Consider the following 20,283-nt stretch of genomic DNA (forward strand, 5'->3'; position numbering starts at 1 on the left):
TAACGCTGCTGCAGCAGAGCAATCGCATCAGGTCGGCTTCGCCCCTCATTGCCCTGCCGGGCATTTCTCCCCGTATAGTGACGGGGAGAAAGACGCCTTCGCAAAGGATTTCGCCAATCTCCAGGGTTGCAGTAGGGGGTGCCGAGATTGCGGCCAGCACCTTCTCCCCGTCACTATACGGGGAGAAGGTGCCGGCAGGCGGATGAGGGGCGGCGCCGACTTCGACAATTGGCCGAGCACCTGCTTTTGTCTGAAGAGATTGCGCTGGCTGCCGCAGCCTAGCAGGAACGCGTCAATGCCTTCAGGCGCATCGCCGACCGCGAGACTGTCACAGGCGCTATTCCTTCACCGCACCGGTCATCGAGGAAACGTAGTGCTCGACAAAGAACGAATAAAGCACGACCACCGGCAGCGAGCCGATCAGGGCTCCGGCCATCAGCGCTCCCCATTCATAGACGTCGGAGCGGACAAGCTCCGTGAGCACCCCGACCGGCACAGTCTTGTTTTCGGACGACTGGATGAACGTCAGGGCATAGATGAATTCGTTCCATGACAGGGTGAATGCGAATATGCCGGCGGAAATCAGGCCGGGCACCGACAGCGGCAGCACGATCTTGGTGAGGATCTGCCACCGGCTCGCCCCGTCAATGAGCGCGCATTCTTCCAGTTCGAACGGGATGGAGCGGAAGTAACCCATCAGCAGCCACGTGCAGAAGGGTACCAGGAAAGTCGGGTAAGTAAGAATGAGCGCGAAGGGTGTGTCGTAGAGCCCAAGGTTGAACACCATCACCGACAGCGGGATGAACAGGATCGACGGCGGCACGAGATAGGCGAGGAAGATCGCGAGCCCGACCTGCCGCGCCCCCGAAAACCTCAGCCGTTCGATCGCATAGGCCGCGAACACCGCAGCCAGCAGCGACAGGAAAGTGGCGGCAGTTGAGATGATGATCGTGTTGAGCAGCCAGCCCGGATAGGACGTGTCGAACAAGAGATAGCGGATGTGCTCGAATGTCGGATGCACGACCCATAACGGATTGAAATTGGCGTAGTCGGTCATCTCGAGATTGGGCTTAATCGCCGTGATCGTCATCCAGTAGAACGGGAACAACAGCACGATGACGAACACCAGTAACGGCAGATAGACCGTCACCACGCGCCGCGGCAGGCTCTGAAGGTAGCCCATGCCGCCTTCGTCGAGTTCCGGACGTTTCGTTTTTTTTATCGTGGCCATGTCAGTCTCCGCCGCCTTGCTGCCATTTGCGGCGTTGCAGGCCGAAATAGCTGAACAGGATCGCCGCAAGCAGGAACGGGATCATGGCGACCGCGATGGCGGCGCCCTCGCCAAGCTGGCCTCCCGAAATGCCGCGCTGAAACGACAATGTCGCCATCAAATGGGTGGCATTGACCGGTCCGCCGCGGGTCAGCACATAGATCAGCTGGAAATCGGTGAAGGTGAACAGCACCGAGAACGTCATGGTGATGGCGATGATCGGCGTCAGCAGCGGCAGCGTCACAAAACGGAACAGTTGCCAGCGGCTGGCGCCGTCGAGCGTGGCGGCCTCATAAAGCGACTGCGGAATCGTCTGCAAGCCGGCCAGCAGCGTGATCGCCACGAACGGGATGCCGCGCCAGATATTGGCGGCGATGACCGAAGCGCGCGCGTTCACCGGATCGCCGAGGAAATTGATCCGATGGTCGATCAGGCCCATTTCCATAAGCGCCCAGGACAGGATGGAGAACTGCGAATCGTATATCCACCAGAAGGCGATGGCCGACAGCACCGTCGGCACCACCCACGGCAGAAGGACGATCGCGCGGAAGAACGATTTGAAGGGAAGGTTCTGATTGAGGATAAGCGCCAGCCAGAGGCCGAGCGCGAACTTCAGGATCGAGGCGCTTATCGTGTAGAGCAAGGTGTTGAAGACGGAGAGCCAGAAGACCGCGTCATCCGACAAATATTGGTAGTTTTCGATGCCTATGAAGATACCGGGGCGGCCGATTCGGGCATCCGTGAAGCCGAGCCAGATGCCGAGCCCCAGCGGATAGGTGAGGAAGACCAGCAGCAGCGCTGCCGCCGGCAGCATGAAGCCGAAGCCAAGCGCGTTCCGGCTGTCGGCCAGGAGCGACAGGCTCCGCGACAGGATCGACGGACGCGGCTGAACGGCAGCGGACGACACGGCCATAGGACGGCTCCTCATAAGTCTGCTGGCATGGTGGCCTGAGTGGCCGCCACACGATTTCAGGAACCAGACCGGGCAGCGCGGTCGCGGCTGCCCGGCTCGGCTGTGATCAAACGCGATAGTACCGGTTGGCGCGTTTCTCCGCCTCTTCCATCGCCTCCTGCGCCGTCGCCTGGCCGGTCACCGCCTTGGCGAACATGTCGACCAGGACATAGTCGGCCATGGTCGCCGCCGAAGCGTAGCCGAGCGGCCCGGCATAACCGTTGGGACGCAGCGTCGCCGAGGCTTTGGCGTAAGCGGCGTTGTTCGGGTCGGCCGTCCACACAGGATTGTTCTCGAAGGCTTTGAGTGTCTGGCAGCAATAGCCGGCCGAGGAGGTGATCCACTCTGCCATTTGCTGTTCCTCGAACATGAACTGCAGATAGGCCTTGGCCGCGTTGGGGTAGGGCGTGTAGTCGAAGATCACGGCCGTGGTCACCTGGAACAGCTCGACGGATTTTCCGACAGGACCGATCGGCAGGCTGGTCGTGCGCATGTCCTTGGCGATTTCAGCCAGTTTCGGATCATTGTCCTTGTTGGTCTTGGCCGTGTTATACACGGAAATGCCGTTGGCGATGACGCTGAGTTCGCCGGCCAGGAAGGCGCGGTTGTTGTTCACGTCGAGCCAGCTTTCGGTGCCGGGGATAAAGGTCTTGTAGAGTTCCTGCGCGTATTCGATCGCCTTGAGCGTCTCGGGGCTGTTGATCGTCACCTTTCCGCTCTCGTCGACCATCTGGCCGCCATGGCTCCACAGCAGCCAGTGAGCATAGTTGTTGCCGTCGCCGACGCCATGGCCGTGCGTGAAACCGGCCGGATGGCCCTTCGCCTGCAACGCCTTGCAAAGCTCGAGGAAGCTCGCCGTGTCCTTCGGAAACTCCGAGAAGCCAGCCTCCTTCACCCAGCTTTCCCGATAGACGATGGCATTGCCGATGGTGGCCAGGGGCAGGCCGAGGAATTTCCCCTCCCGCGTCGCATATTGCTTTGGTCCGTCGTGCCAGCCGCCGTATTTCGTGCCGAGATACTCACCCAGTTCCGTCACGTCGTGCAGCTTGTCGGGGTACTGATGCGGGTCGTCGAACCAGACCAACATGAGATCTGGGCCGGAGCCGACATTGGCGGCGACCGCCGCCTTGGGGCGGATGTCCTCCCAGCTTTCCTTGTCGACGCGGACCTCGACGCCTGTCGCCTCGGTGAACCGCTTGGTGTTGGCCAGCCATTGATCCTCATCGCCCTGTACGAAGGGCGACCAGCGCAGCATCCGCAGCTTTGCGCCGTCCTCGGGCTTGTATGTCAACCCCTCCTGGGCAAAGGCGGAAGAGCCGACGAACCGGCTTCCCAAGGCTCCCGCCGCCACGCCGGCGGTCGTGCGGATCACGTCACGTCTGGTGAATTTCATGCTCGTCTCCTCCTGTTTATGTCCTTGCCGTGGTTCTTACTGCCGGGTGCGCATGTCGAAGCGCTGCCCGGTTTCGCCATGAAAGAGATGAATGAGGCCCGGCTCGGCCGTAAGCCAGACGGTTTCGCCCGGCGTGAAGGAATGGCGCTCGCGGAAATTGGCGACGATCTCTTCGCCGCCGGCCGTCCGGCCGATGAGCTGCACTTCCGATCCGGTCGGCTCGACCACCGCGACGGTGACTGGAATACCCTGGTCGTCGGACAGCTGCAGATGCTCGGGCCGTATCCCCAGCACCACCTGTTCGCCGCTGCCGATCGAAGGTACTGCGGCCAGCGGCAGGGAAATTCCGCCGGAGCCGCGAAAAGACGGTGAGCCGCCATCAGTTGCGATTTCGCCCCTCAGCATGTTCATGGCGGGCGAGCCGATAAAGCTGGCGACGAAGAGATTGTTCGGCCGGTCGTAGAGTTCCAATGGCGGCCCGATCTGCTCGACGAGGCCGTCATGCATGACCACGATCTTGTCGGCCATGGTCATCGCCTCGATCTGGTCGTGGGTGACATAGACCGTCGTGGTCTTCAGCCGCTGGTGCAGTTCCTTGATCTCGGCGCGCATCTGCACCCTGAGCTTGGCGTCGAGATTGGACAGCGGCTCGTCGAACAGGAAGACCGCCGGATCGCGCACGATCGCCCGGCCCATGGCGACGCGCTGGCGCTGGCCGCCGGAAAGCTGCCGGGGATAGCGCTCCAGCAATGGCACCAGCCCCAGGATTTCGGCGGCGCGCTTAACGCTGGCAGCGCTTTCGGCTTTCGACACACCCTTGAGCATGAGCGAGAACGCCATGTTCTCGGCGACGGTCATGTGCGGGTAGAGCGCGTAGTTCTGGAAGACCATGGCGACGTCGCGTTCTTTTGGCGCAACGTTGTTGACGACACGCTCGCCAATCGCGATCTGGCCGCGCGAAATCTTTTCCAGGCCGGCGATCATCCTGAGAAGGGTCGATTTTCCGCAGCCCGACGGCCCGACCAGCGTGACGAACTCGCCGTCGTCTATATCGACGCTGACACCGTGGAGAATCTCGACGGTCCCGAATGATTTGTAGACATCGCCAATCGCGACAGACGCCATCGATTTCCTCCCGAATGCTTCCTGCGACGTCTTCGAAGGAAACCGCTTTCCTAACTGGCCGCGGCAGCTCCCAAGCTCCTCCCTGGTCACGCGCGATGATGAAACGGTAGCGCTACCAAGGCTGCCTGTAAAGCGGCTGCGCCGCAAGCACTCTTCTTTGTTGCTCTTGATCGTGAGCGTTCCCAGCGGGACTGAAATTCGCCATGTCCGGGATCATAGCAGGCGGATGACTTGTCAAGCCCCAGCTCTTAAAACCAGAGATGCGAGAAGCCATCAGCAACGACACCTGCCTAGTCGGAAACTTCGGTTTGCGGCCGGTCCCGGCCGTCCGCGAGCTCGTCGTGCCATTTGCCGTCGGCGTCCTCGTACTGGATGCCGTCCGTGGTGCCGGCGACCTGCTGTTCGGCCGAAGCGATCCCGGCGGCGCGCAACGCGTCCTCGTGAGTGGGGAACGTCTCCGAAAATGTCTCGCCGACCTTGTAGGCCCAGCCCCCGTCATGCTCGACGATCTTGTAGGTCAGCTTCGCCATGAAATCCTCCAGTGGAAAAAGCTCCGTCTGCTCAATGCAGTTTGCCTTGGGGCAGTTTGCCTTGGGGCAATCTCTCGTCGGGAACCAGCACGTCCGATTCTTTCGCGGCCTCGACCAATGCCCGGCGCGCATCCGCTGTCGAACGATAACCTTCCAGCACTTTTAGGCAAGTGTCGAGAGCATCGCGATGCCGGGGACCACGATTGAGTGGCCAGACCGTCATCAGGCACTCCGCTGCTTCCTGGGTGCTGCGGATCTCACGGTATTTGCCGACATGGCCAAGTTCGACCACGACCGGCTTTTCAAAGGGCTTGTTGTCCATCATCGCCGCCAACGCGGAGCGGCCGATTTGGTTGCACGCCCCTTCGCGTAAAGGTCTCAAGGGTCGCGGGGTCGCGGTCATCGGCGCTGCAGCCATTGGAAATGGCCGCTCAGCCCGCCGCCTTCATCCAGTGCTGCATCGTCGTCACCGAGCGGGCAAGCTGCGGCGCCGGGTGGATCGTCTCGCCGAAGGTGGCCGCGGCGCGCCACGCCCAGCGCGGGTCAGCGAGGAAGGCGCGGGCCAGAGCCACCATGTCGGCACGGCCCTCGGCAACGATCGCCTCGGCCTGCTTCGGGTCGTCGATCAGGCCGACGGCCCGCGTCGGGATGCCGGCGCCGTTGCGCACGGCTTCCGCCAGATGCACCTGGTAGCCCCGGCCCGTCGGCAGCTTCTGCAGGGGCGAATTGCCGCCGCTCGAGCAGCAGAGATAGGCGACGCCCGCTGCCTTCAGCGCCTTGGCCACTTCGATCGCGTCCTCGACATCGAAGCCGTCATCGACCCATTCCTTGACCGACAGGCGCGCCCCAAGCATCAGCTTGGGCACTGCCTTCCTCACCGCCTTGGCGATCTCGATGACAAAACGCATGCGGTTTTCCAGCGAGCCGCCCCAGCGGTCGGTGCGCTGGTTGGAAAGCGGCGACAGGAACTGGAAGATCAGATAGCCGTGTGCCGCGTGCAATTCGATGAAATCGAAGCCGGCCCGCTCGGCCCGCCTTGCCGCCTCGGCGAAGCGTTCGATGATCTGCAGGATCTCCTCATCCTCCAGCGCCCGCGGCACCTGCCAGCCGGTGTCGTAGGCGATGGCCGAGGCAGACACGATCGGCCACGGGTCCTGATCGGCCTTCAGCGGCCCGCCGCCTTCCCAAGGTTTCTGGTTGGAGGCCTTGCGGCCGGCATGGGCAAGCTGCGTGCCGAACCTGGTGCCGGGCGCGGCGACGCGCTTGGCGGCATCCAGCGCACGCCGGGCGGCTGCCTCGTTGTCGTCGGAATAAAGGCCAAGGCAGCCATGCGAGATGCGGCCGCGCCGCTCGACGTCGGTCATCTCGACGGTGACCATGCTGGCGCCGGACATCGCCAGGTTCATCCAGTGGTACAGGTGCCAGTCGCTGGCTGAACCGTCATCGGCGGAATATTGGCACATCGGCGCCACCGCGATGCGGTTGGGAAAGGTGAGGCCGTCAAGCGTGATCGGCTGGAAAAGGGATGTGGTCATAAAAAAAACTCCGGGGGAGGGGTTGTCGCTATTTAGGCAATGGATTGCGCCCGCGCCATACACGAGGCGGTGAAGTGCTCTGGACCAGTTGCTCAGCAAATGATGCCGCCCAATCCGGAGCAGGCGCCGTCGGCGAAGCTGCCGATCTCCCCCCTCGAGGGGGGAAATCGAACGGCACGCCGGCCTTCGCCAATCTCAAGTCCTGCAACCTGAAGCGGTTGCCCCGGTCACCTCCCGGCTGCCGTTGCTATCGGGATTGCGCGAAGTCCGATTCGCGACTACCCCTCGCGCGGCAGCACGGAGTTCATCATGGAAGACCGCATTCGCATCCGTTCGGAAGAAGTCCTTTCCGACGACTGGGCCGTCCTGAAAAAGACCGTCCTCGATTATCGCCGGCGTGACGGGCAATGGGAGACGCAGATCCGCCAGACCTACGATCGCGGCGACGGCGCGGTGATCCTGCCTTACGACCCCGAGCGCTCGACGGTTCTGCTCGTGCGGCAGTTCCGCTACCCAGCTTACGTCACCGGCCACCGCGAGCCGCTGATCGAGGCATGCGCCGGCCTGCTCGATGAACACGACCCCGAAACCTGCATCCGCAAGGAGGCGGAAGAGGAACTCGGCTACCACCTGAAGGACGTCGAACGGCTGTATTCGCCTTATATGAGCCCTGGCAGCGTGACCGAGCGGCTCTGGTTCTTCGTCGCGCGCTATTCGCCGACCGACCGCATCTCCGACGGCGGCGGCGCGCCGGACGAAGGCGAAGACATCGAGGTCCTGGAAATGCCGCTGGACGAAGCACTGGCCGGCATTTACGACGGCCGCATCATCGACGCCAAGACGATCATCCTGATCCAGCATCTGAAGCTGAACCCGATCCGGGTGTGAGGGCTTTAATTCCTTTCAGTAACGGGCTGAGATGCAACTGGAGGGGAGCAGATCCATGATTGTCAAAAACTTGTCGAAGTTGTTCGGCGCGACCTCGATGGCTGTCTTTCTCCTGGCATCGACTACCCCATCACACGCTGAATCCTAGACGGATCCGAGCTCGTCGGGATCGAGCACTGGGGTTACAGAACGGCTCAATGGTGTATGAGGAAGGCGCCGGCGGATTGGGAACCTATGCCAGCGGGCCACAGGCAAGCGGCAGAGCGCGCCTGGCAGGAATGGCGAGCAAAGCAGCAGCCGGCAGAGTCGCGCGCTGGCGAACGCTCCTACCTAAGCTGCTAGGCCAAGGTCTTAGATGCTGAGGCAAAGGTCTGATCGGCCCTGTTTGGTCCATCCGAAGCCGCGTGAGAGGACGATTAGAACTCCAGATCGCTACTGGCAATGACGAGCGTGGGAGCAAGCGCGCCGGCACCACAACCACGCCCTCGAATACCCCTCCGACGCGGGACGAGGCACGGAATTTGCGACTGCATCATCATATCAGGAAGAGGAGTCAAAATGATGCGTCAAGATGGAACAACAGCGCGAAAAGCAGCAACACGGTGCGTGCCAGAATGGCGCCTCAACAAGAGAACGTTTGAGGTTCCGTACCTCATGAAGCTCGGCAACATTGGCCGCCAGGAAGCGCTGGCTTTGATCGCCAAGCATAATGGGGACAGGGACGAAATCACTGCCGAGCTGTTTTCGCAGAGAGGTCGATCACAATAGCTTACACAATAGGGTTGGACCCATGACCCACCGGGCGTTCGCCGAGAGACTCGAGGATGCTGCCGCGCATATTTCGGAGGTCTCGCGCGCGGACCTGCAAGTCATGTTGATGAACGCAGCCTTGCGGCTGAGGAACACCTCGGGCTTTGCCTTGGAAGCCGAGGTTGACGAGGCGATCGACTTGTTGGCAGCGCAGTTGAAGCTGTCGCGGCCTGAAGTGTTGCAAACGATCGTGCGAGATTGGTTGGTCATTGCCGGCCGGCTGGGTGCCGATACCTTTGATGAGGAGAGCGAGACTGAGGGAATGGCCTAGGCTCGGAACGCGTCGCTGACTCTATCGCCACTCTTCGAGCCCCGGCAACTTCGCGCGCTTCGATCAGCCGGCGGGACCGGCAAAACGCGCCGCGGTCACAGGCGGGCGCCAGGACGCCAAGCGCTTCGCCGGTGTAGGGAGAAATCTGCCAGCCGAAACACACGCTCAGCGCGCGCTCACGCGCCGCGCGGAGGCCGGCCCCGGGCCGCGCATATAGTAGAGCTCTGGCCGGTAACGCGGTGCAACGAATTCGCGAAAGGCTGATGCCAACCGCGTGATCAAAGCCCAATGTTCCATGACCCAAACTTTCCCTTTCAGGAATGCTATGCGCGACCACATCCAGGGGCTCGCGTCCATCGAGGCGCTCCCTATGACCTTGTGTCGGCCGGCGGACATGATGGCAAAGTCCGCGACGCCGACGCCGATACGGTCTCGGGTGATGGACCGCTTGAACAAAACACCGAGTCGGATTGGGCCGCAGTCAGAAATCCCCATGAGGTCTCGGACGACAAGAGAGCCAGCCCTAGGGCCGCGGCCAAGAACACTGCGGGAAGGCCGAACAGAAGCTTGCGCGACATCATTGTCCCAACCTCACACGCCGGTGTTGATATGGAACAGGTCTTTGCGCCCGGCATGCCTGACGCTACGGGAGCAAGAACCGTGCCACGCTTGCCCCGCGCACGATTTCCCGCCGGACTAATCTTAGCCGATGCCGCCTAAGCCGGGGCACGTAGGCGTCCTGTAATGGGTCAATACGCCTTGGCACCGCGATTGCATGGTCAGCTACGCCGGGTGTTGGGACCGGCATTGGGGCGATGGGGGCCTCGCCGCTTCGCGAATGGAGCGGCGAGGTTTTTCATTCAGCCATCAGCCTCTAAGGCGGCTCGACAGCCGATCCGGAGTGACGAGAGGCCGCGAAGATAATCCTGCACATCGATCCTAAGAAAAGACCCCGAGCGGGGGCGGGCTGTCTTCCCCGAGTTCTCCCGCTACCGGTTGACCAGCCACAGAATAATCGAGAGCACGATGCTGATCAGGATCCCGGTGGCGATCGGAAAATAGAACGTGAAGTTCTCACGCTCGATCACGATGTCACCAGGCAGTCGGCCAAGGCCGATCCGTAACAACCACGGCCACAATAGGCCCACCGCAACTATGATGAGACCAACGACAATCAGGGTTCGCGACATGGGGCTGCGTCATGCCAGAAACAATTAGCGCGGGGACAGAGCACTAGCAGAATCCCGTTATGTTCACTGAAACAAAAGCCAAGGATCGGGCCGTTTGCAATCTGACGTCCCACACCCTGGCGACTCCAGTAGACCCTCCCGCTGCCGGCGGGCTTTTTGTTCCGCCTGAGGGACATTTCTGCCGCCGCGCTGTGGCCAGCGCGGCGGCAGAGTGAAGGTCTTCGAAAAGAGCACGGGCGAGCCGCCCTTCAGTGGTGATGGGCGGAAACCTTCTTGACGTATTCGGACACCAGTTCCGTCGGTGCCAACTGACTGACGTCGCCGACGCTAAGGATGCCGACCATCCGCATATTCTTGTTGATCACCGGCAACCTGCGGATTTTCAGTTCTTCCATGTGCCGTACGGCCTTGGCCAGATCGTCGTCTTCGCGGCAGCAGTGAATGCCGGCCGTCATGACATCGCGTGCTGTTGCGGTGCGGCTGTCGAAACCATCCTCCGCCAGTCCTTTGCAGACAATATCGCGGTCGGTCACCATTCCGATCAGTCGGTCGTTCTCTCCGATGGGAATCGACCCGATATCCTGGGCTCGCATCATTTTCGCCAGTTCGGTTACAGCGATTTCGGGGCTGACCCAGTCGACACCCTTATGCATTGCGTCTTTGACTTTCATGGCGGACCTCCCTTGCTGGGGTTGGAGAATGTCCCTCTGTCCCATGTTACCGCGGACGGGGCTTGGCTGCCAGAGTTCGTTCCTCCTGCCGACAGAATAGCGAGTACGAACGAATGTTCCGCTTGGCATTTCAGCAAGAGCTAACGGAACGGAAACGGCTCTCCGCTATTAAATCAAATTCGAGTTTTGCGTGGGGCGTTCCGATGAGTAAGCGCGCCGGGGACCGGCTGGAGTTTATCGAGCCGTTACTGCCGACCCTGGTCGAGAAGCCGCCCGAGGGAGGCGACTGGATCCACGAGGTCAAATGAGGCCTTCCTCTCGATCGCTGCCGATGTAAGGCGCCTTGCCGCGGCGGAGGCGACGTCATGAGCGAGCAACGCCGATGTCGGACGCGCCTGTGATGTATGCGCGATAATCCGCGTCTGCGAACTGGCGGTCGAACAAGCCCGCTGCCTCACGGCGGCGGGCTTTTTCATTGCCTTCCGGCTACCCCTACGGCTATCCAGAGTCGACTTTTCCAGGGTATCCGCGAGATCCTAAAAAAGCAGATTATCATTTGATTTCAATATGGTGCGGACGACGGGAGTCGAACCCGTACGATCAGAGATCGAGGGATTTTAAGTCCCTTGCGTCTACCAATTCCGCCACGTCCGCAGGCCGCGATTACAAGCACTTAAGCGAACACAGGTCTAGCCATTTGCCTGCACTTGGCACCGGATTGGCACCCGAAGGGCGGTTTATTGTTCTGCGCCCGTTCTCATCGCAGCTTCTATCGCCGCTGCCGCGCCGTCGTCCGACCTCTTGAACAAGTGGGCGTATACCGACAGCGTGACCACGGGTGACGCATGCCCTAGACGGCGGCTAATTGCAACCACGTCGAGCCCGCCAGCGATGAGGGCGGAAGCGTGGGTGTGTCTGAGGTCATGAAACCGGACCTTTGGATGCTCGACCAAAGGCGGCGCGCCATTGTTGTTCCGCTTCCTCAACCGGGCGATTGCATCGCGCCAAGCTCCTGAGACGCGAGAGGGGGCTATAGGGTCGCCATCCGGCCCGCAGAAGACAAGCGCATCCTTGCCGGGCTTCCCGAGCCCCAGGGCGAGTCGCAGCTCAAGCTGCCGCTTCCTGTGCGCCTTGAGAGCGTCAACCACGCTTGCGGGCAACGAAATGGTGCGTGTCCCAGCCTTCGATTTCGGCGCCTTAAATCGAAGCCCTGTGGCCTTGGTCTCCTCAAGGCTCCGCTCGACCCGGAGCGACCCCTTATCCAGATCAATATCGGCCCAGCGGAGTCCCATGATCTCGCCCTGGCGCATGCCTGTGCCGACAGCAACGCTGGCGATAGGTGATAGCCAATGGCCCTGCAAAGCTTCCAGCAGAGGTGCGATCTGCCCATGCTGCAGGATCTGAATATCCGCGCTCTCGGCCTTCGGCAGTTTCCTGCCGGACGCGACGTTGCGCGCTATCTTCTCGTCTTCGAACGCACTTGCCAGCGCCATGTGCAGCACCCGGTGCGCCTGCCTAACCGTGGCCGGCGACAGCGGCCCGCCTTCCTTGCCGCCCTCTTTGCGCAGGATGTTGTGCCATGCTGTGACCTGGACAGGCCGTAATTGCTGAAGGATCAGCGAGCCGATTTTCGGAACGATCTGGTTCTCGACTAGCTTCTCGAAGCGCTCCCTTGTGGTCGCTGCGAGGTCGGCTTTGGCGCCGAGCCAGTTCCGGACATGCTCGGCAACCGTTTCCTTTGAGTTGGCCACATAGTTGCCGCCGTCGACCTGATGTAGCCGCTTGGAAAGCTCGGCCTCGGCCTCCTTTTTCGTGCCGCGCACGGTCGCAAATTGCGTCAGGCGCTTGCCGGTGACGGGATCGGTGCCAAGGTCAAACTTGAGGCGCCAAGACGCTTTGCCGCGCCGGGTGATGTTACCGCGCATTTGAGTCTCCTCCGAGCTTACCTGCGTCGTGTAGCCACTGCATGACTTGTACTTTTAGACCTTCGACCTCGCTGTATGCTCTGTCAGAGTCCCAATCTGCGTTTGGCTGCGCCACCAAGAGCGCCCTAAGCACGCCCCACACGGCGGCGCGATAGCACTGCGGGTCGTTCATCCATTCGGTCGGCGTCCAGTCATCGTGATCCAAGGTGTGCGCCATCAAAGTGCCGTTGTGATTGAAGGCCGCGATCATCACCTCAACCTTGCGCATTATCGCTGGGCCGCCAAGCATTTCGACAATCTGCGATCGCTGGGAAAAGGACTGCTCAAGCCGAAATTCGGCTTCCTGGCTGATTGATCGACCGCTTGCTTCAGCCGCGGCTTCGACCTTGGCCTTCATCTCGGGAGTGACACGGAAGCCGAGATGGACCCGTTCCCCTGGTTCCGGCTCTCGCTTGGGCCTGCCGCCAAATTTCCCCGACTTCGCCATCCGTTTTGCTCCCTTGCTGTCCTACGGCTTTTAACAGGTATAAAACGTGCTTGTCAACGACGGCAAATCACATTAGGCTTTTTATCGGTACAAAACCGCACCGCGTTTCTGCATCCCGCCGAGATGGACTACCGATGGAGACCAACTTCCAATGATTGAACAAAACGAAAACACTGGCCGAGCGACGATGACGATCGTTGAAGCCGCGAGGCGACTTGGTATCGGAAGGAACCAAGCTTACGAGGCGGCGCGCACCGGCCAGCTTCCGGCGATCCGCATTGGCAAGCGTCTGCTTGTGTCGCGTGTCGCCTTGGAAAGGATGCTGAGCGGGGAGGCCGCGTAAATGAACAGCGGCATCGATCACGAAGGCACCGAGCTTATCGGCCAGGCCGCGCACTGGCTTGCCACCACGCCCAAGCATAGCCGCCCTCATTCCGCCGTCGTGGAAATCAGGAAGCGCTTCGGTCTTACGAGCCTGGAGGCGATTTCGGCCATCCGTGAAGCTGACCTCATCAAAGCGAGGGCCGGCTAAAATGGAGCACGCGAATGCAAAAGAGCCGGCCGCGGTGGAAACGCGAACCGGCTCCGAAATCTCAAGCTTGGCAGCATCTGAGACCTTCAAGAATACCCCAGCTAAGTCTACCCCGCAAGCGCGGTGGAGAGAGGCGCACCCATTGGAGCGCTGGTCGCACGTCGCTGTTGCCAGTGCTATCCGACGCGGCATCTTGGTGAAGCCCACGTGCTGCGAAAAGTGCGGTGAAGCGAAGCCGCTCGATGCTCACCACGCCGATCACCGCCATGCCCTGGACGTGAAATTCTTGTGCAGGGCCTGTCACGCCCGACATCACGCGCGCCTGCGCAAAGGCGGTGGCTGATGGGAGAGGACAAAGGCCGCGCGCGCCGCGGCAAGCGCACTACGATCGGCGGCCAATTCTCCTGGCGGCTGATCGAGATGCAGGAGTCTCCGGCTTATCGGGTGCTCTCCCTGTCGGGGCACCGAGTACTGTCCCGACTGGAAATCGAGATTGGACGCCACGGCGGCAACGACAATGGCAAGCTGCCGACGACCTTCGATCAGTTCGAAGCCTATGGGATCCACAGACACGCTATCGCGCCAGCGGTGCGTGAGGTGGTTGCGCTCGGTTTTGTCGAGATCACACAGGAAGGCAGGGCCGGAAATGCTGAATGGCGCCGGCCCAACTTCTTCCGGCTGACCTACCGCCACACTGAGTTGACACAACCGACAGATGACTGGCGGAAGATCGAGACCATAGAGGCTGCGGAACTCATTGCGCGGGCAGCTCGGTCTGCATCTCAGAAACAAAAGTCCAGTGGTGGAAAACGCCAGATTTCAGTGCGGATTGTGCACCACAAACGACAAATCCTTAGTGCGGATTCCGCCACTACAGAGCTTAGTGCGGATTCCACCACTACATCTATATCTCGGGGTGAAGTCCGTGGGTGAGGTGATCCAGTTCCCGCCCCGTAGCCAGCGCTCCAATGGTGTCCGCATGGTGCCGTCGCATCGCATTGCCGAGATGTACGAGCTCCAAGTGTTCGAAAACGGCCGTTGGCGGGCAAAGTCCATTCACTATTCCATCGAAGACGCAAAAGAGGCTGCTGCAAATATCATCGTGGCCCGTCTGGATTGGGGAGACGCCCAATGAGCGCGGCATCATGGACCGCCGCTGGCACCATCATTGCTGGCCGGATCGATCTGCACCAAGCGGTATGCGGCCTCGACCAGACACCGTCGCGCGCGTATCCTGCTGCGCAGCGCGATATTCTCGGCGATCATTTTTTCTGTGCGTGCAAGCGCGAGCTCAGCCCGTTTGATGCGCTGCTCGGCAGTATCGGCCGCCGTCCCGCGTCCGTGGGGTTCCATGGTGTCCATGAGTTTCTAACACATGGCGGGCAATATCGTTCCCTGATGTCGGGCGAAACGGGTGCCGCATGACCGCGGCCCTACTGATGCGCCCGTTGGTCTCCAAGCGTGTTTGCTTCGGCCAACCTAGCCAGCGCCTGTTCGACTTTTTGAGCCGACGCGTCCGTGCGCTTGATGTGCAGCAAAATTTGTTGCCTCAGCAGCACGAGCCTTGCGGCGCGATATTCGTCGCCGTATCTCGCAGTTTCGAGGTGGAGTGTCGCGAGCCTCATGGGCCACGATTCCAATTATCAAGCAGTAGAATTCGCCAATCCGAATTTCGTTCCGATGTCCGACCTTACGCCAAAGTAGCCGAGGCAATTTCAGGTGAGGCAAAGCACTCACATATGATTGCTGGCGGGGCTGTTGGCATCGATCTTCGTCATGCGTTCCCTGGCCTCGCTCACGCGCCTTTGCTCGGACCGTATGCGGTCGCACAACGCAAGATTGACGGCGACGCAGCCATCGTCCGCCAACTTCGCACGCTTCAGCGAGCGCTCGGCTCGTTTTACGCGCAGCCTGGCATTGGCCAATTCGAAGCTAAAAATATCAATCATCATCATACCGCTTCGTTTGCGGTCCCTTCGATTGTTAACCGGCGTCGATCCCATTTGTTCCGACCGCGGGCGGAGCAGCGCCGGCACGGAGCGATCTGACTGTGTCGGGGAACTCGCCACCGGATGAGATCGCGTCTTATCGACGTCGCGGGCGTCGACCGATCGGCACGCCAGAAGAGCGCATCGAGCGCAAGCGGCGTTTGGGCCAACGGCGCCAGCAGCGTCGGAAAGAACGCGAAGCCAGGGGAGGTATCATTCTGCCGCTCGAAGTCGACCATGTGCTGGTCGGCCTGATGCTGGAAGCTGGCGCAGTAGATGAGCAAGGCAGCCGCAATCGAAAGCGGCTCGCTGCCGCGATCCTTCGAGCAGCCAATAACGCGTTATCCGACGCTGTCGCAGCAGGGCGTAAATTCGAACTTGAGAAGGAGGAGCAGCATGCTCGCACGCACACCGAGGGCAACGGAAATGGACTTCGCCAACGTTCTAACGATCCCGCCAAAACCGGCGGCGATCGCTGAAGCTGAGAGGGTGTGGCGAGAGGCTGTCGCAGAACGCGAGGCGGCCCAGGCCAAGCATCGCGAGCTTCATCGTCTCTACTTCGGCCAAGTTCCGGGCCAGCCGCCGAGCGTGACCGGCGCAGAGGTCGACAAGGCCGGTCAGGAAATTGCTCGCTGCCAGGAGAAAGAACGAGAGGCGATGAAGGCGCTCGAAGCACATCGCGCGGCCTTTGAGGCCGAACTGGCGTCCTTGCAGCCCAAGATCGCCGCATACCGCGATGCCATCGGAACGAAGCTCGACGAACTCGAGGATCTGCTCGGGATCGGCGTGTTGTTCTACGCGGCTGCGGTGCAGGCGAACGTCAAGCTTCAGAGCAAGTTGCCAGGACGATGCCAGGGCATGCTGACGCACGGCGTCGCAATGACTCGGAAAATCCTCAACGGCGCCGAGTGAGCAAAAGGAGAAGGCGAAGATGCAATATTTGACGAGAGATATGTCAAGCCAGGCGAAGATGCAGCGACCCGCAGCCCCGAAGGCGGCGCCGCTGCGGCCGGTGAAGCTCACCGCACCGCTGAAGCAGGTGAAACTAACCAGCGTCCGGCCGCAACCGAAGCCCGTCCAGGTCGTCCGGCTCTATGACCCGAAGAAAAAGGCGGATGACCTCTACTGGATCCGGAAGATGGAGAGCGCGGGCCTGACCGAGCACAATTCCAAGACGGTCGCGCTCATGAAGGCGAACTTCCTCAGGCGCTATGGCCGGCGCGTCTGAACGATGGACGTGGTGACTTTCATGGCGGACCTGGACACACACATTTCCGGCGAGCTTGCAGTCATGCAGGCTCGCGGGGCTGATCGCAACGCCATCGAGGTTCGGCACAAAGAACTGTGCGACTGGGCAATCGACCAATGCGTCAAGGCAGACACTGCGAACCACCCTGCCATTATTGATCTACAGCAGCGGGCCGCACCGTCGGACGAACTCACAACGCTGCGCTACATGTGGGTGCGCGTCTTGCCGGACGTTAACAGTGCGCTGCGCGACGGCATGACGGTCGACTGGGTGTCAGTGGTGCGTTGCGAGGACGGGATCAGCATCCACATGAATGTGGAGATCGCCGAAGACCCCGACATCTGCATCTATGTCGGGAGCGACTATTACGGCCACTTTGAGCCGTCCAAGTGGGAAGATGCTCTCGCCAGTATCGCCGTCGACTACGACGCTCCTCTGTATGTCGAGGACCTGTTCCCACAAGCAGCAATGGATGCGGCAGAACCTCCTGGCCCATGGAGGCGAATGCTTTGAGGGAGTCGTGCAATGCAGCCCCCGGGGGGGACGATCGCTTCTCCGGCCGCTTCATTCCCGCGACCGGTTCCGCCCCACAACACGCAATTTCGTCCAGAATTTTCGTTGAAGGTTGAACTATTCTGATGGGCGTTAGAGGCAGAAAATCCGCGGCCGAAATGTCGATCTCATCCAAGGTCGATGGCAAGCTTATGCTCCCGCCTGGGGGCATGAGCCAGGCCGAGACCGACGTTTGGCTGGATGTTGTTCGGTGCCTCCCCCTTGATTTCATAGCTAGAGAATCGGCCGAGTTGCTGGCTGCTTACTGCCGGCATGCTGTCTCGACGCGCGAAATCTCGACAATGATAGCCAGCTTTAATCCGAAGTGGCTGAAGGTCGATGGTGGGATTGATCGCTACGAAAAGCTCCTCCGGATGCGCGCTGTTGAAAGCCGGGCGATGCTCGCCTGCGCTCGAAGCCTTCGGCTAACCTCGCAGAGCAGGGTTGACCCGAAAACTGCGGGCCGCGCTCGCCGCAACGGGCTTTTGCCAAGCTATTACGATCTCGACCAAAAAGATGAGTTCTTCGATGACTGATGGGCTTGAAAGACTGGGGTTCCAGCGCACGCCGAATCTTCCCCCAGGGGGGTTTCTGAAACCCGGTGAGAAGGCGGACGGTTCGCACCTTGATGCTGTTGATCGTGACGCGCTGGAAAGGTCTATCGAAATAGCGTGCCAGGATGAGCGCGCCGGCCGAGCCGAGCAGATCCAGTGGAAAATCGCCAATGACGCGGGCGGCTGGTTAGAGGCCGCAATATTTGCGAGCTTCTGCTGCCAAGTGAAATCAATGCGTTTGAAGCCGTGGGAATCCCCGCCGGTCCATGGTCGCGAAGAAGACCCGAAATCGTGGCGGCTTTTGCAGCGGATGTTGAAGGCAGGCATTTCGCAATTCGAGCCCGACCCGGCAGCAGCGCTGGTGAGGGCCAAGCGACTACGGGCTCCCTGATGGCGCTGGCGAGATCGTCAAAGGCCGTGTCCATCGCCCAAACATAGATCGAAACACCGAATCTGTGAATCCCCTTGCGGAAACATGAATAAGCCAAGGCCATCGACATCAGACAGTTCTGCCCGCTATGAAGTGTCCAGCGGAGAGGGGAACGCGTGCCGATACCTTCATTTACAATCGACGGGGTGTTGCCGCCCTACGTCGGTCCACACGGACCAGGGGGCGCGCCCGAAGACCTCAGCCCCTACGAGGTTTCATCCGTCGAGGTGGCCACCACGTTTGGAACCACAGACAACCGGCGTGATATCTTGCGGAAGTGGCTGGCTCACCGAGGACATCTTCGAGCCGCAGGAATCGTTCAGGGTTTCCAGTGGCTGGACGGTAGCTTCCTGGAGGCGAAAGACCCTAACGATCTTGACACGGTGTCGTTCATTTACCGACCTTTGCATGCCTTGCAGTTGGCAGACTGGGCTGCTTTCCTGGCCGCTCATCAGCACCTCATTCACCGCGGCCAGGTTAAGATGAATTTCCGGTTGGATGTCCTATTTGTTGAACTCAACGGGCATCCTGAAACGATTGTCGAAGCGACCCGATACTACATGGGTTTGTTTTCTCATCGGAGAGGGGACGACATATGGAAAGGCATGTTAAAGGTTAGGTTGGAAAATGCGGCGGACGACACAGATGCAGTTGCGATCCTGGGGCCAGCCCCAGCTGTCGGAGGACCGTAGTCTATGAGCGCAATTAGAAAGTTAGAACGAGACCACGCAAAGGCCGATCGAGCGGCCGTGGTGGGCTTGTTAGATCGCATTACAGAAGCCGATTTGCTGACCCGGCTTAGCCTCGAATCGCGACTTGAAGAACTGGACGCACAGATAGCTGCGGAAGGCGAACAACCGGCAGAAACATACGCGTCGGCTGCACTGTTTTTTGGCGGTCGCCCGGTTGTTGGCTCCAAAGGCGTTGAGGCAGAGTTCGGCGCAGGGGCTGTTGCGACTTTTCAAGACCTTGTTGCTAAAGTCTTCGCAAAAAACACCTCGGGTCTAGGGCTGAAAGGCCCTGTTGCAAACAAATCCGCAGCAGCGATGCATATTACAAACATTGTCAGGGGATCTTTCGGATTTCTCTTGGAAGAGGTTCGGGACCAAGCTCAGTTGATGGACACCAATCTCAAGGAAGCCGTTGAGGACGCTTCCAAGCTGCTCGATGATTTCGGTGAAGCGGATGAGGAGCGGTTCCAAGCGACGGTTGCGGAGGCGGATCAACGCATCATAGCGACTGCGCGGGACTTCTTCGAGCTAATGCGTCAGCACGGAGCGACGTTGCGTATGGTTGCTGGAGAGAACGAGTTTCATTTCGGAACCGATGCTGTCGGACGCGGCGCAGAGCGAGCGAGCGGCACCTCTATTGAGGAGGAAGTGGTAAATTTGAATGGTCAACTATCAGGTGTTCTTCCAGGTGCTCACCAATTTGAGTTCCGAGCAGTTGGAGGCGAAGCTCTGAAAGGAAGGGTCGACCCGGCTTGGACTGCGGCTGATCTTGAGCGATGGAACAGAGAGCTCGTCGGGGTCGATGCGACGATGAGGGCGTCGGTCAAGAGGGTGTTGCGTCACGGCCAGATCGCACGCGAAAACTATGTTCTGAAAGGCCTGACACCTAGAGGCGATCATAGGGTTGGTGATACTCCGGCACAGCCATGACTCTGGCGCTGCCAGTTTGCGCGCCTGACGATGTTGATCGGTGCCGGTAGGCGGCGCACGCTGCCTTCCGCGCGCGGGCTAGTCAACCATATCGCGCAGCGGCTTCCTGCGCTTCGGCGGCCTGTACTTGACCTCGCCGGTAAGCTCGATCTGCTGCCCCTTCTTCACCTTGGTATGATCAATGATCGAATGAGGGAAGTTGTAAGAGGGGATTGAGACGCTGACGCGGTGCTCAGTGACCCGTCTCCGGACGGTGGCCGTGATCGCCAC

At 60.4% G+C, this 20,283-nt stretch carries 30 protein-coding genes and 1 tRNA gene; 16 read left to right on the forward strand and 15 right to left on the reverse strand.

Features of this window, described 5'->3' with window-relative positions; genetic code table 11:
* Positions 1–337: 337 nt before the first annotated feature.
* The 7 genes from AC0L3L_RS12460 to AC0L3L_RS12490 all read right to left on the reverse strand — a co-directional run bounded on the left by AC0L3L_RS12460 (position 338) and on the right by AC0L3L_RS12490 (position 6,805).
* Positions 338–1,231 carry a carbohydrate ABC transporter permease gene (locus AC0L3L_RS12460; RefSeq protein ID WP_095491989.1) on the reverse strand — a complete coding sequence of 298 codons (894 nt, stop codon included), beginning with the start codon at positions 1,229–1,231 and terminating at the stop codon, positions 338–340.
* Between the two features lies 1 nt (position 1,232).
* A complete protein-coding gene (locus tag AC0L3L_RS12465) occupies positions 1,233–2,084 on the reverse strand; it encodes a carbohydrate ABC transporter permease (protein ID WP_374120408.1) in 852 nt (283 codons plus the stop codon).
* Between the two features lie 205 nt (positions 2,085–2,289).
* On the reverse strand, positions 2,290–3,615 hold the full coding sequence (locus tag AC0L3L_RS12470; protein WP_123149946.1) for an ABC transporter substrate-binding protein: 1,326 nt from the start codon (positions 3,613–3,615) through the stop codon (positions 2,290–2,292).
* Between the two features lie 36 nt (positions 3,616–3,651).
* The gene (locus tag AC0L3L_RS12475) at positions 3,652–4,740 is read right to left on the reverse strand and encodes an ABC transporter ATP-binding protein (RefSeq protein ID WP_473637761.1); all 1,089 of its coding nucleotides are present in this window, start codon (positions 4,738–4,740) and stop codon (positions 3,652–3,654) included.
* Positions 4,741–5,030: 290 nt separating this feature from the next.
* On the reverse strand, positions 5,031–5,270 hold the full coding sequence (locus tag AC0L3L_RS12480; RefSeq protein ID WP_473637762.1) for a DUF2188 domain-containing protein: 240 nt from the start codon (positions 5,268–5,270) through the stop codon (positions 5,031–5,033).
* Between the two features lie 31 nt (positions 5,271–5,301).
* The gene (locus AC0L3L_RS12485; protein ID WP_123149945.1) at positions 5,302–5,595 is read right to left on the reverse strand and encodes a DUF982 domain-containing protein; all 294 of its coding nucleotides are present in this window, start codon (positions 5,593–5,595) and stop codon (positions 5,302–5,304) included.
* A gap of 106 nt (positions 5,596–5,701) precedes the next feature.
* Positions 5,702–6,805: an NADH:flavin oxidoreductase/NADH oxidase gene (locus AC0L3L_RS12490; RefSeq protein WP_473637763.1), complete on the reverse strand. Its 1,104-nt coding sequence runs from the start codon at positions 6,803–6,805 to the stop codon at positions 5,702–5,704.
* Between the two features lie 309 nt (positions 6,806–7,114).
* On the opposite strand from AC0L3L_RS12490, the gene AC0L3L_RS12495 reads away from it, so the two are divergent.
* From AC0L3L_RS12495 to AC0L3L_RS12505, 3 genes are all read left to right on the forward strand, one after another.
* Positions 7,115–7,693 (forward strand): NUDIX domain-containing protein, encoded by a 579-nt coding sequence (locus AC0L3L_RS12495; RefSeq protein ID WP_473487953.1) that lies wholly within the window; start codon positions 7,115–7,117, stop codon positions 7,691–7,693.
* A gap of 558 nt (positions 7,694–8,251) precedes the next feature.
* A complete protein-coding gene (locus AC0L3L_RS12500) occupies positions 8,252–8,461 on the forward strand; it encodes a hypothetical protein (protein ID WP_473487954.1) in 210 nt (69 codons plus the stop codon).
* Between the two features lie 22 nt (positions 8,462–8,483).
* Entirely contained in the window at positions 8,484–8,774 is a 291-nt protein-coding gene (locus tag AC0L3L_RS12505; protein ID WP_473487955.1) for a hypothetical protein, read from the forward strand.
* A gap of 989 nt (positions 8,775–9,763) precedes the next feature.
* Here AC0L3L_RS12505 and AC0L3L_RS12510 read toward each other — a convergent pair.
* From AC0L3L_RS12510 to AC0L3L_RS12530, 5 genes are all read right to left on the reverse strand, one after another.
* Positions 9,764–9,964, reverse strand: coding sequence for a DUF2905 domain-containing protein (locus AC0L3L_RS12510; RefSeq protein ID WP_473487956.1), 201 nt, complete (start codon positions 9,962–9,964; stop codon positions 9,764–9,766).
* A 248-nt stretch (positions 9,965–10,212) separates the two neighbouring features.
* A complete protein-coding gene (locus AC0L3L_RS12515) occupies positions 10,213–10,635 on the reverse strand; it encodes a CBS domain-containing protein (protein WP_473637764.1) in 423 nt (140 codons plus the stop codon).
* A 568-nt stretch (positions 10,636–11,203) separates the two neighbouring features.
* Positions 11,204–11,289, reverse strand: a tRNA-Leu gene (locus AC0L3L_RS12520).
* 83 nt (positions 11,290–11,372) lie between these two features.
* Positions 11,373–12,560: a tyrosine-type recombinase/integrase gene (locus AC0L3L_RS12525; protein WP_473637765.1), complete on the reverse strand. Its 1,188-nt coding sequence runs from the start codon at positions 12,558–12,560 to the stop codon at positions 11,373–11,375.
* Positions 12,550–13,047 carry an Arc family DNA-binding protein gene (locus tag AC0L3L_RS12530; protein ID WP_473637766.1) on the reverse strand — a complete coding sequence of 166 codons (498 nt, stop codon included), beginning with the start codon at positions 13,045–13,047 and terminating at the stop codon, positions 12,550–12,552. The genes AC0L3L_RS12525 and AC0L3L_RS12530 overlap by 11 nt, the downstream gene beginning before the upstream one ends.
* A 187-nt stretch (positions 13,048–13,234) precedes the next feature.
* Between AC0L3L_RS12530 and AC0L3L_RS12535 the strand changes: the two genes are divergently transcribed.
* The 5 genes from AC0L3L_RS12535 (at position 13,235) to AC0L3L_RS12555 (ending at position 15,004) form a co-directional block, all read left to right on the forward strand.
* Entirely contained in the window at positions 13,235–13,390 is a 156-nt protein-coding gene (locus AC0L3L_RS12535) for a helix-turn-helix domain-containing protein (protein WP_473637818.1), read from the forward strand.
* Positions 13,391–13,579 (forward strand): hypothetical protein, encoded by a 189-nt coding sequence (locus AC0L3L_RS12540; protein ID WP_473637767.1) that lies wholly within the window; start codon positions 13,391–13,393, stop codon positions 13,577–13,579.
* 342 nt (positions 13,580–13,921) lie between these two features.
* A complete protein-coding gene (locus tag AC0L3L_RS12545) occupies positions 13,922–14,512 on the forward strand; it encodes a hypothetical protein (protein ID WP_473637768.1) in 591 nt (196 codons plus the stop codon).
* A complete protein-coding gene (locus AC0L3L_RS12550) occupies positions 14,505–14,714 on the forward strand; it encodes a hypothetical protein (RefSeq protein ID WP_473637769.1) in 210 nt (69 codons plus the stop codon). The genes AC0L3L_RS12545 and AC0L3L_RS12550 overlap by 8 nt, the downstream gene beginning before the upstream one ends.
* The gene (locus AC0L3L_RS12555) at positions 14,711–15,004 is read left to right on the forward strand and encodes a hypothetical protein (RefSeq protein ID WP_473637770.1); all 294 of its coding nucleotides are present in this window, start codon (positions 14,711–14,713) and stop codon (positions 15,002–15,004) included. Before AC0L3L_RS12550 ends, AC0L3L_RS12555 begins: the two co-directional genes overlap by 4 nt.
* Before the next feature lie 8 nt (positions 15,005–15,012).
* On the opposite strand, the gene AC0L3L_RS12560 is transcribed toward AC0L3L_RS12555, so the two are convergent.
* Both AC0L3L_RS12560 and AC0L3L_RS12565 read right to left on the reverse strand, forming a co-directional pair.
* Positions 15,013–15,204, reverse strand: a complete 192-nt coding sequence (locus tag AC0L3L_RS12560; protein ID WP_473637771.1) for a hypothetical protein — start codon at positions 15,202–15,204, stop codon at positions 15,013–15,015.
* Between the two features lie 108 nt (positions 15,205–15,312).
* A complete protein-coding gene (locus AC0L3L_RS12565) occupies positions 15,313–15,534 on the reverse strand; it encodes a hypothetical protein (protein ID WP_473637772.1) in 222 nt (73 codons plus the stop codon).
* Positions 15,535–15,629: 95 nt separating this feature from the next.
* Between AC0L3L_RS12565 and AC0L3L_RS12570 the strand changes: the two genes are divergently transcribed.
* The 8 genes from AC0L3L_RS12570 (at position 15,630) to AC0L3L_RS12605 (ending at position 20,013) form a co-directional block, all read left to right on the forward strand.
* Positions 15,630–16,046, forward strand: coding sequence for a hypothetical protein (locus AC0L3L_RS12570; RefSeq protein WP_473637773.1), 417 nt, complete (start codon positions 15,630–15,632; stop codon positions 16,044–16,046).
* 109 nt (positions 16,047–16,155) lie between these two features.
* Positions 16,156–16,479: a hypothetical protein gene (locus tag AC0L3L_RS12575; protein WP_473637774.1), complete on the forward strand. Its 324-nt coding sequence runs from the start codon at positions 16,156–16,158 to the stop codon at positions 16,477–16,479.
* Positions 16,480–16,498: 19 nt separating this feature from the next.
* Positions 16,499–16,795: a hypothetical protein gene (locus AC0L3L_RS12580; RefSeq protein ID WP_473637775.1), complete on the forward strand. Its 297-nt coding sequence runs from the start codon at positions 16,499–16,501 to the stop codon at positions 16,793–16,795.
* Positions 16,796–16,816: 21 nt separating this feature from the next.
* Positions 16,817–17,329, forward strand: coding sequence for a hypothetical protein (locus AC0L3L_RS12585; protein WP_473637776.1), 513 nt, complete (start codon positions 16,817–16,819; stop codon positions 17,327–17,329).
* A 158-nt stretch (positions 17,330–17,487) separates the two neighbouring features.
* Positions 17,488–17,904 (forward strand): hypothetical protein, encoded by a 417-nt coding sequence (locus AC0L3L_RS12590; RefSeq protein ID WP_473637777.1) that lies wholly within the window; start codon positions 17,488–17,490, stop codon positions 17,902–17,904.
* Positions 17,897–18,313 carry a hypothetical protein gene (locus AC0L3L_RS12595; protein ID WP_473637778.1) on the forward strand — a complete coding sequence of 139 codons (417 nt, stop codon included), beginning with the start codon at positions 17,897–17,899 and terminating at the stop codon, positions 18,311–18,313. The genes AC0L3L_RS12590 and AC0L3L_RS12595 overlap by 8 nt, the downstream gene beginning before the upstream one ends.
* Before the next feature lie 155 nt (positions 18,314–18,468).
* Complete coding sequence (locus tag AC0L3L_RS12600; protein WP_473637779.1) at positions 18,469–19,044, forward strand: DUF6932 family protein; 576 nt, start codon at positions 18,469–18,471, stop codon at positions 19,042–19,044.
* 3 nt (positions 19,045–19,047) lie between these two features.
* A complete protein-coding gene (locus AC0L3L_RS12605) occupies positions 19,048–20,013 on the forward strand; it encodes a hypothetical protein (protein ID WP_473637780.1) in 966 nt (321 codons plus the stop codon).
* 78 nt (positions 20,014–20,091) lie between these two features.
* Here AC0L3L_RS12605 and AC0L3L_RS12610 read toward each other — a convergent pair whose 3' ends face one another.
* Positions 20,092–20,283, reverse strand: coding sequence for a hypothetical protein (locus tag AC0L3L_RS12610; RefSeq protein WP_473637781.1), 192 nt, complete (start codon positions 20,281–20,283; stop codon positions 20,092–20,094).

It is taken from the genome of Mesorhizobium sp. WSM4849 (assembly GCF_055811385.1).

Excerpts from the sequence above, each read along its gene's own strand:
- AC0L3L_RS12595 (WP_473637778.1), top strand. The coding sequence starts at position 17,897 with ATGACTGATGGGCTTGAAAGACTGGGGTTCCAGCGCACGCCGAATCTT.
- AC0L3L_RS12480 (WP_473637762.1), bottom strand. The coding sequence starts at position 5,270 with ATGGCGAAGCTGACCTACAAGATCGTCGAGCATGACGGGGGCTGGGCC.
- AC0L3L_RS12560 (WP_473637771.1), bottom strand. The coding sequence starts at position 15,204 with ATGAGGCTCGCGACACTCCACCTCGAAACTGCGAGATACGGCGACGAA.
- AC0L3L_RS12460 (WP_095491989.1), bottom strand. The coding sequence starts at position 1,231 with ATGGCCACGATAAAAAAAACGAAACGTCCGGAACTCGACGAAGGCGGC.
- AC0L3L_RS12545 (WP_473637768.1), top strand. The coding sequence starts at position 13,922 with ATGGGAGAGGACAAAGGCCGCGCGCGCCGCGGCAAGCGCACTACGATC.
- AC0L3L_RS12565 (WP_473637772.1), bottom strand. The coding sequence starts at position 15,534 with ATGATGATGATTGATATTTTTAGCTTCGAATTGGCCAATGCCAGGCTG.
- AC0L3L_RS12515 (WP_473637764.1), bottom strand. The coding sequence starts at position 10,635 with ATGAAAGTCAAAGACGCAATGCATAAGGGTGTCGACTGGGTCAGCCCC.
- AC0L3L_RS12590 (WP_473637777.1), top strand. The coding sequence starts at position 17,488 with ATGTCGATCTCATCCAAGGTCGATGGCAAGCTTATGCTCCCGCCTGGG.
- AC0L3L_RS12505 (WP_473487955.1), top strand. The coding sequence starts at position 8,484 with ATGACCCACCGGGCGTTCGCCGAGAGACTCGAGGATGCTGCCGCGCAT.
- AC0L3L_RS12580 (WP_473637775.1), top strand. The coding sequence starts at position 16,499 with ATGCAATATTTGACGAGAGATATGTCAAGCCAGGCGAAGATGCAGCGA.
- AC0L3L_RS12465 (WP_374120408.1), bottom strand. The coding sequence starts at position 2,084 with ATGCTGCCGGCGGCAGCGCTGCTGCTGGTCTTCCTCACCTATCCGCTG.
- AC0L3L_RS12490 (WP_473637763.1), bottom strand. The coding sequence starts at position 6,805 with ATGACCACATCCCTTTTCCAGCCGATCACGCTTGACGGCCTCACCTTT.
- AC0L3L_RS12585 (WP_473637776.1), top strand. The coding sequence starts at position 16,817 with ATGGCGGACCTGGACACACACATTTCCGGCGAGCTTGCAGTCATGCAG.
- AC0L3L_RS12510 (WP_473487956.1), bottom strand. The coding sequence starts at position 9,964 with ATGTCGCGAACCCTGATTGTCGTTGGTCTCATCATAGTTGCGGTGGGC.
- AC0L3L_RS12535 (WP_473637818.1), top strand. The coding sequence starts at position 13,235 with ATGACGATCGTTGAAGCCGCGAGGCGACTTGGTATCGGAAGGAACCAA.
- AC0L3L_RS12555 (WP_473637770.1), top strand. The coding sequence starts at position 14,711 with ATGAGCGCGGCATCATGGACCGCCGCTGGCACCATCATTGCTGGCCGG.
- AC0L3L_RS12605 (WP_473637780.1), top strand. The coding sequence starts at position 19,048 with ATGAGCGCAATTAGAAAGTTAGAACGAGACCACGCAAAGGCCGATCGA.
- AC0L3L_RS12500 (WP_473487954.1), top strand. The coding sequence starts at position 8,252 with ATGATGCGTCAAGATGGAACAACAGCGCGAAAAGCAGCAACACGGTGC.
- AC0L3L_RS12485 (WP_123149945.1), bottom strand. The coding sequence starts at position 5,595 with ATGATGGACAACAAGCCCTTTGAAAAGCCGGTCGTGGTCGAACTTGGC.
- AC0L3L_RS12540 (WP_473637767.1), top strand. The coding sequence starts at position 13,391 with ATGAACAGCGGCATCGATCACGAAGGCACCGAGCTTATCGGCCAGGCC.
- AC0L3L_RS12470 (WP_123149946.1), bottom strand. The coding sequence starts at position 3,615 with ATGAAATTCACCAGACGTGACGTGATCCGCACGACCGCCGGCGTGGCG.
- AC0L3L_RS12525 (WP_473637765.1), bottom strand. The coding sequence starts at position 12,560 with ATGCGCGGTAACATCACCCGGCGCGGCAAAGCGTCTTGGCGCCTCAAG.
- AC0L3L_RS12475 (WP_473637761.1), bottom strand. The coding sequence starts at position 4,740 with ATGGCGTCTGTCGCGATTGGCGATGTCTACAAATCATTCGGGACCGTC.
- AC0L3L_RS12495 (WP_473487953.1), top strand. The coding sequence starts at position 7,115 with ATGGAAGACCGCATTCGCATCCGTTCGGAAGAAGTCCTTTCCGACGAC.
- AC0L3L_RS12530 (WP_473637766.1), bottom strand. The coding sequence starts at position 13,047 with ATGGCGAAGTCGGGGAAATTTGGCGGCAGGCCCAAGCGAGAGCCGGAA.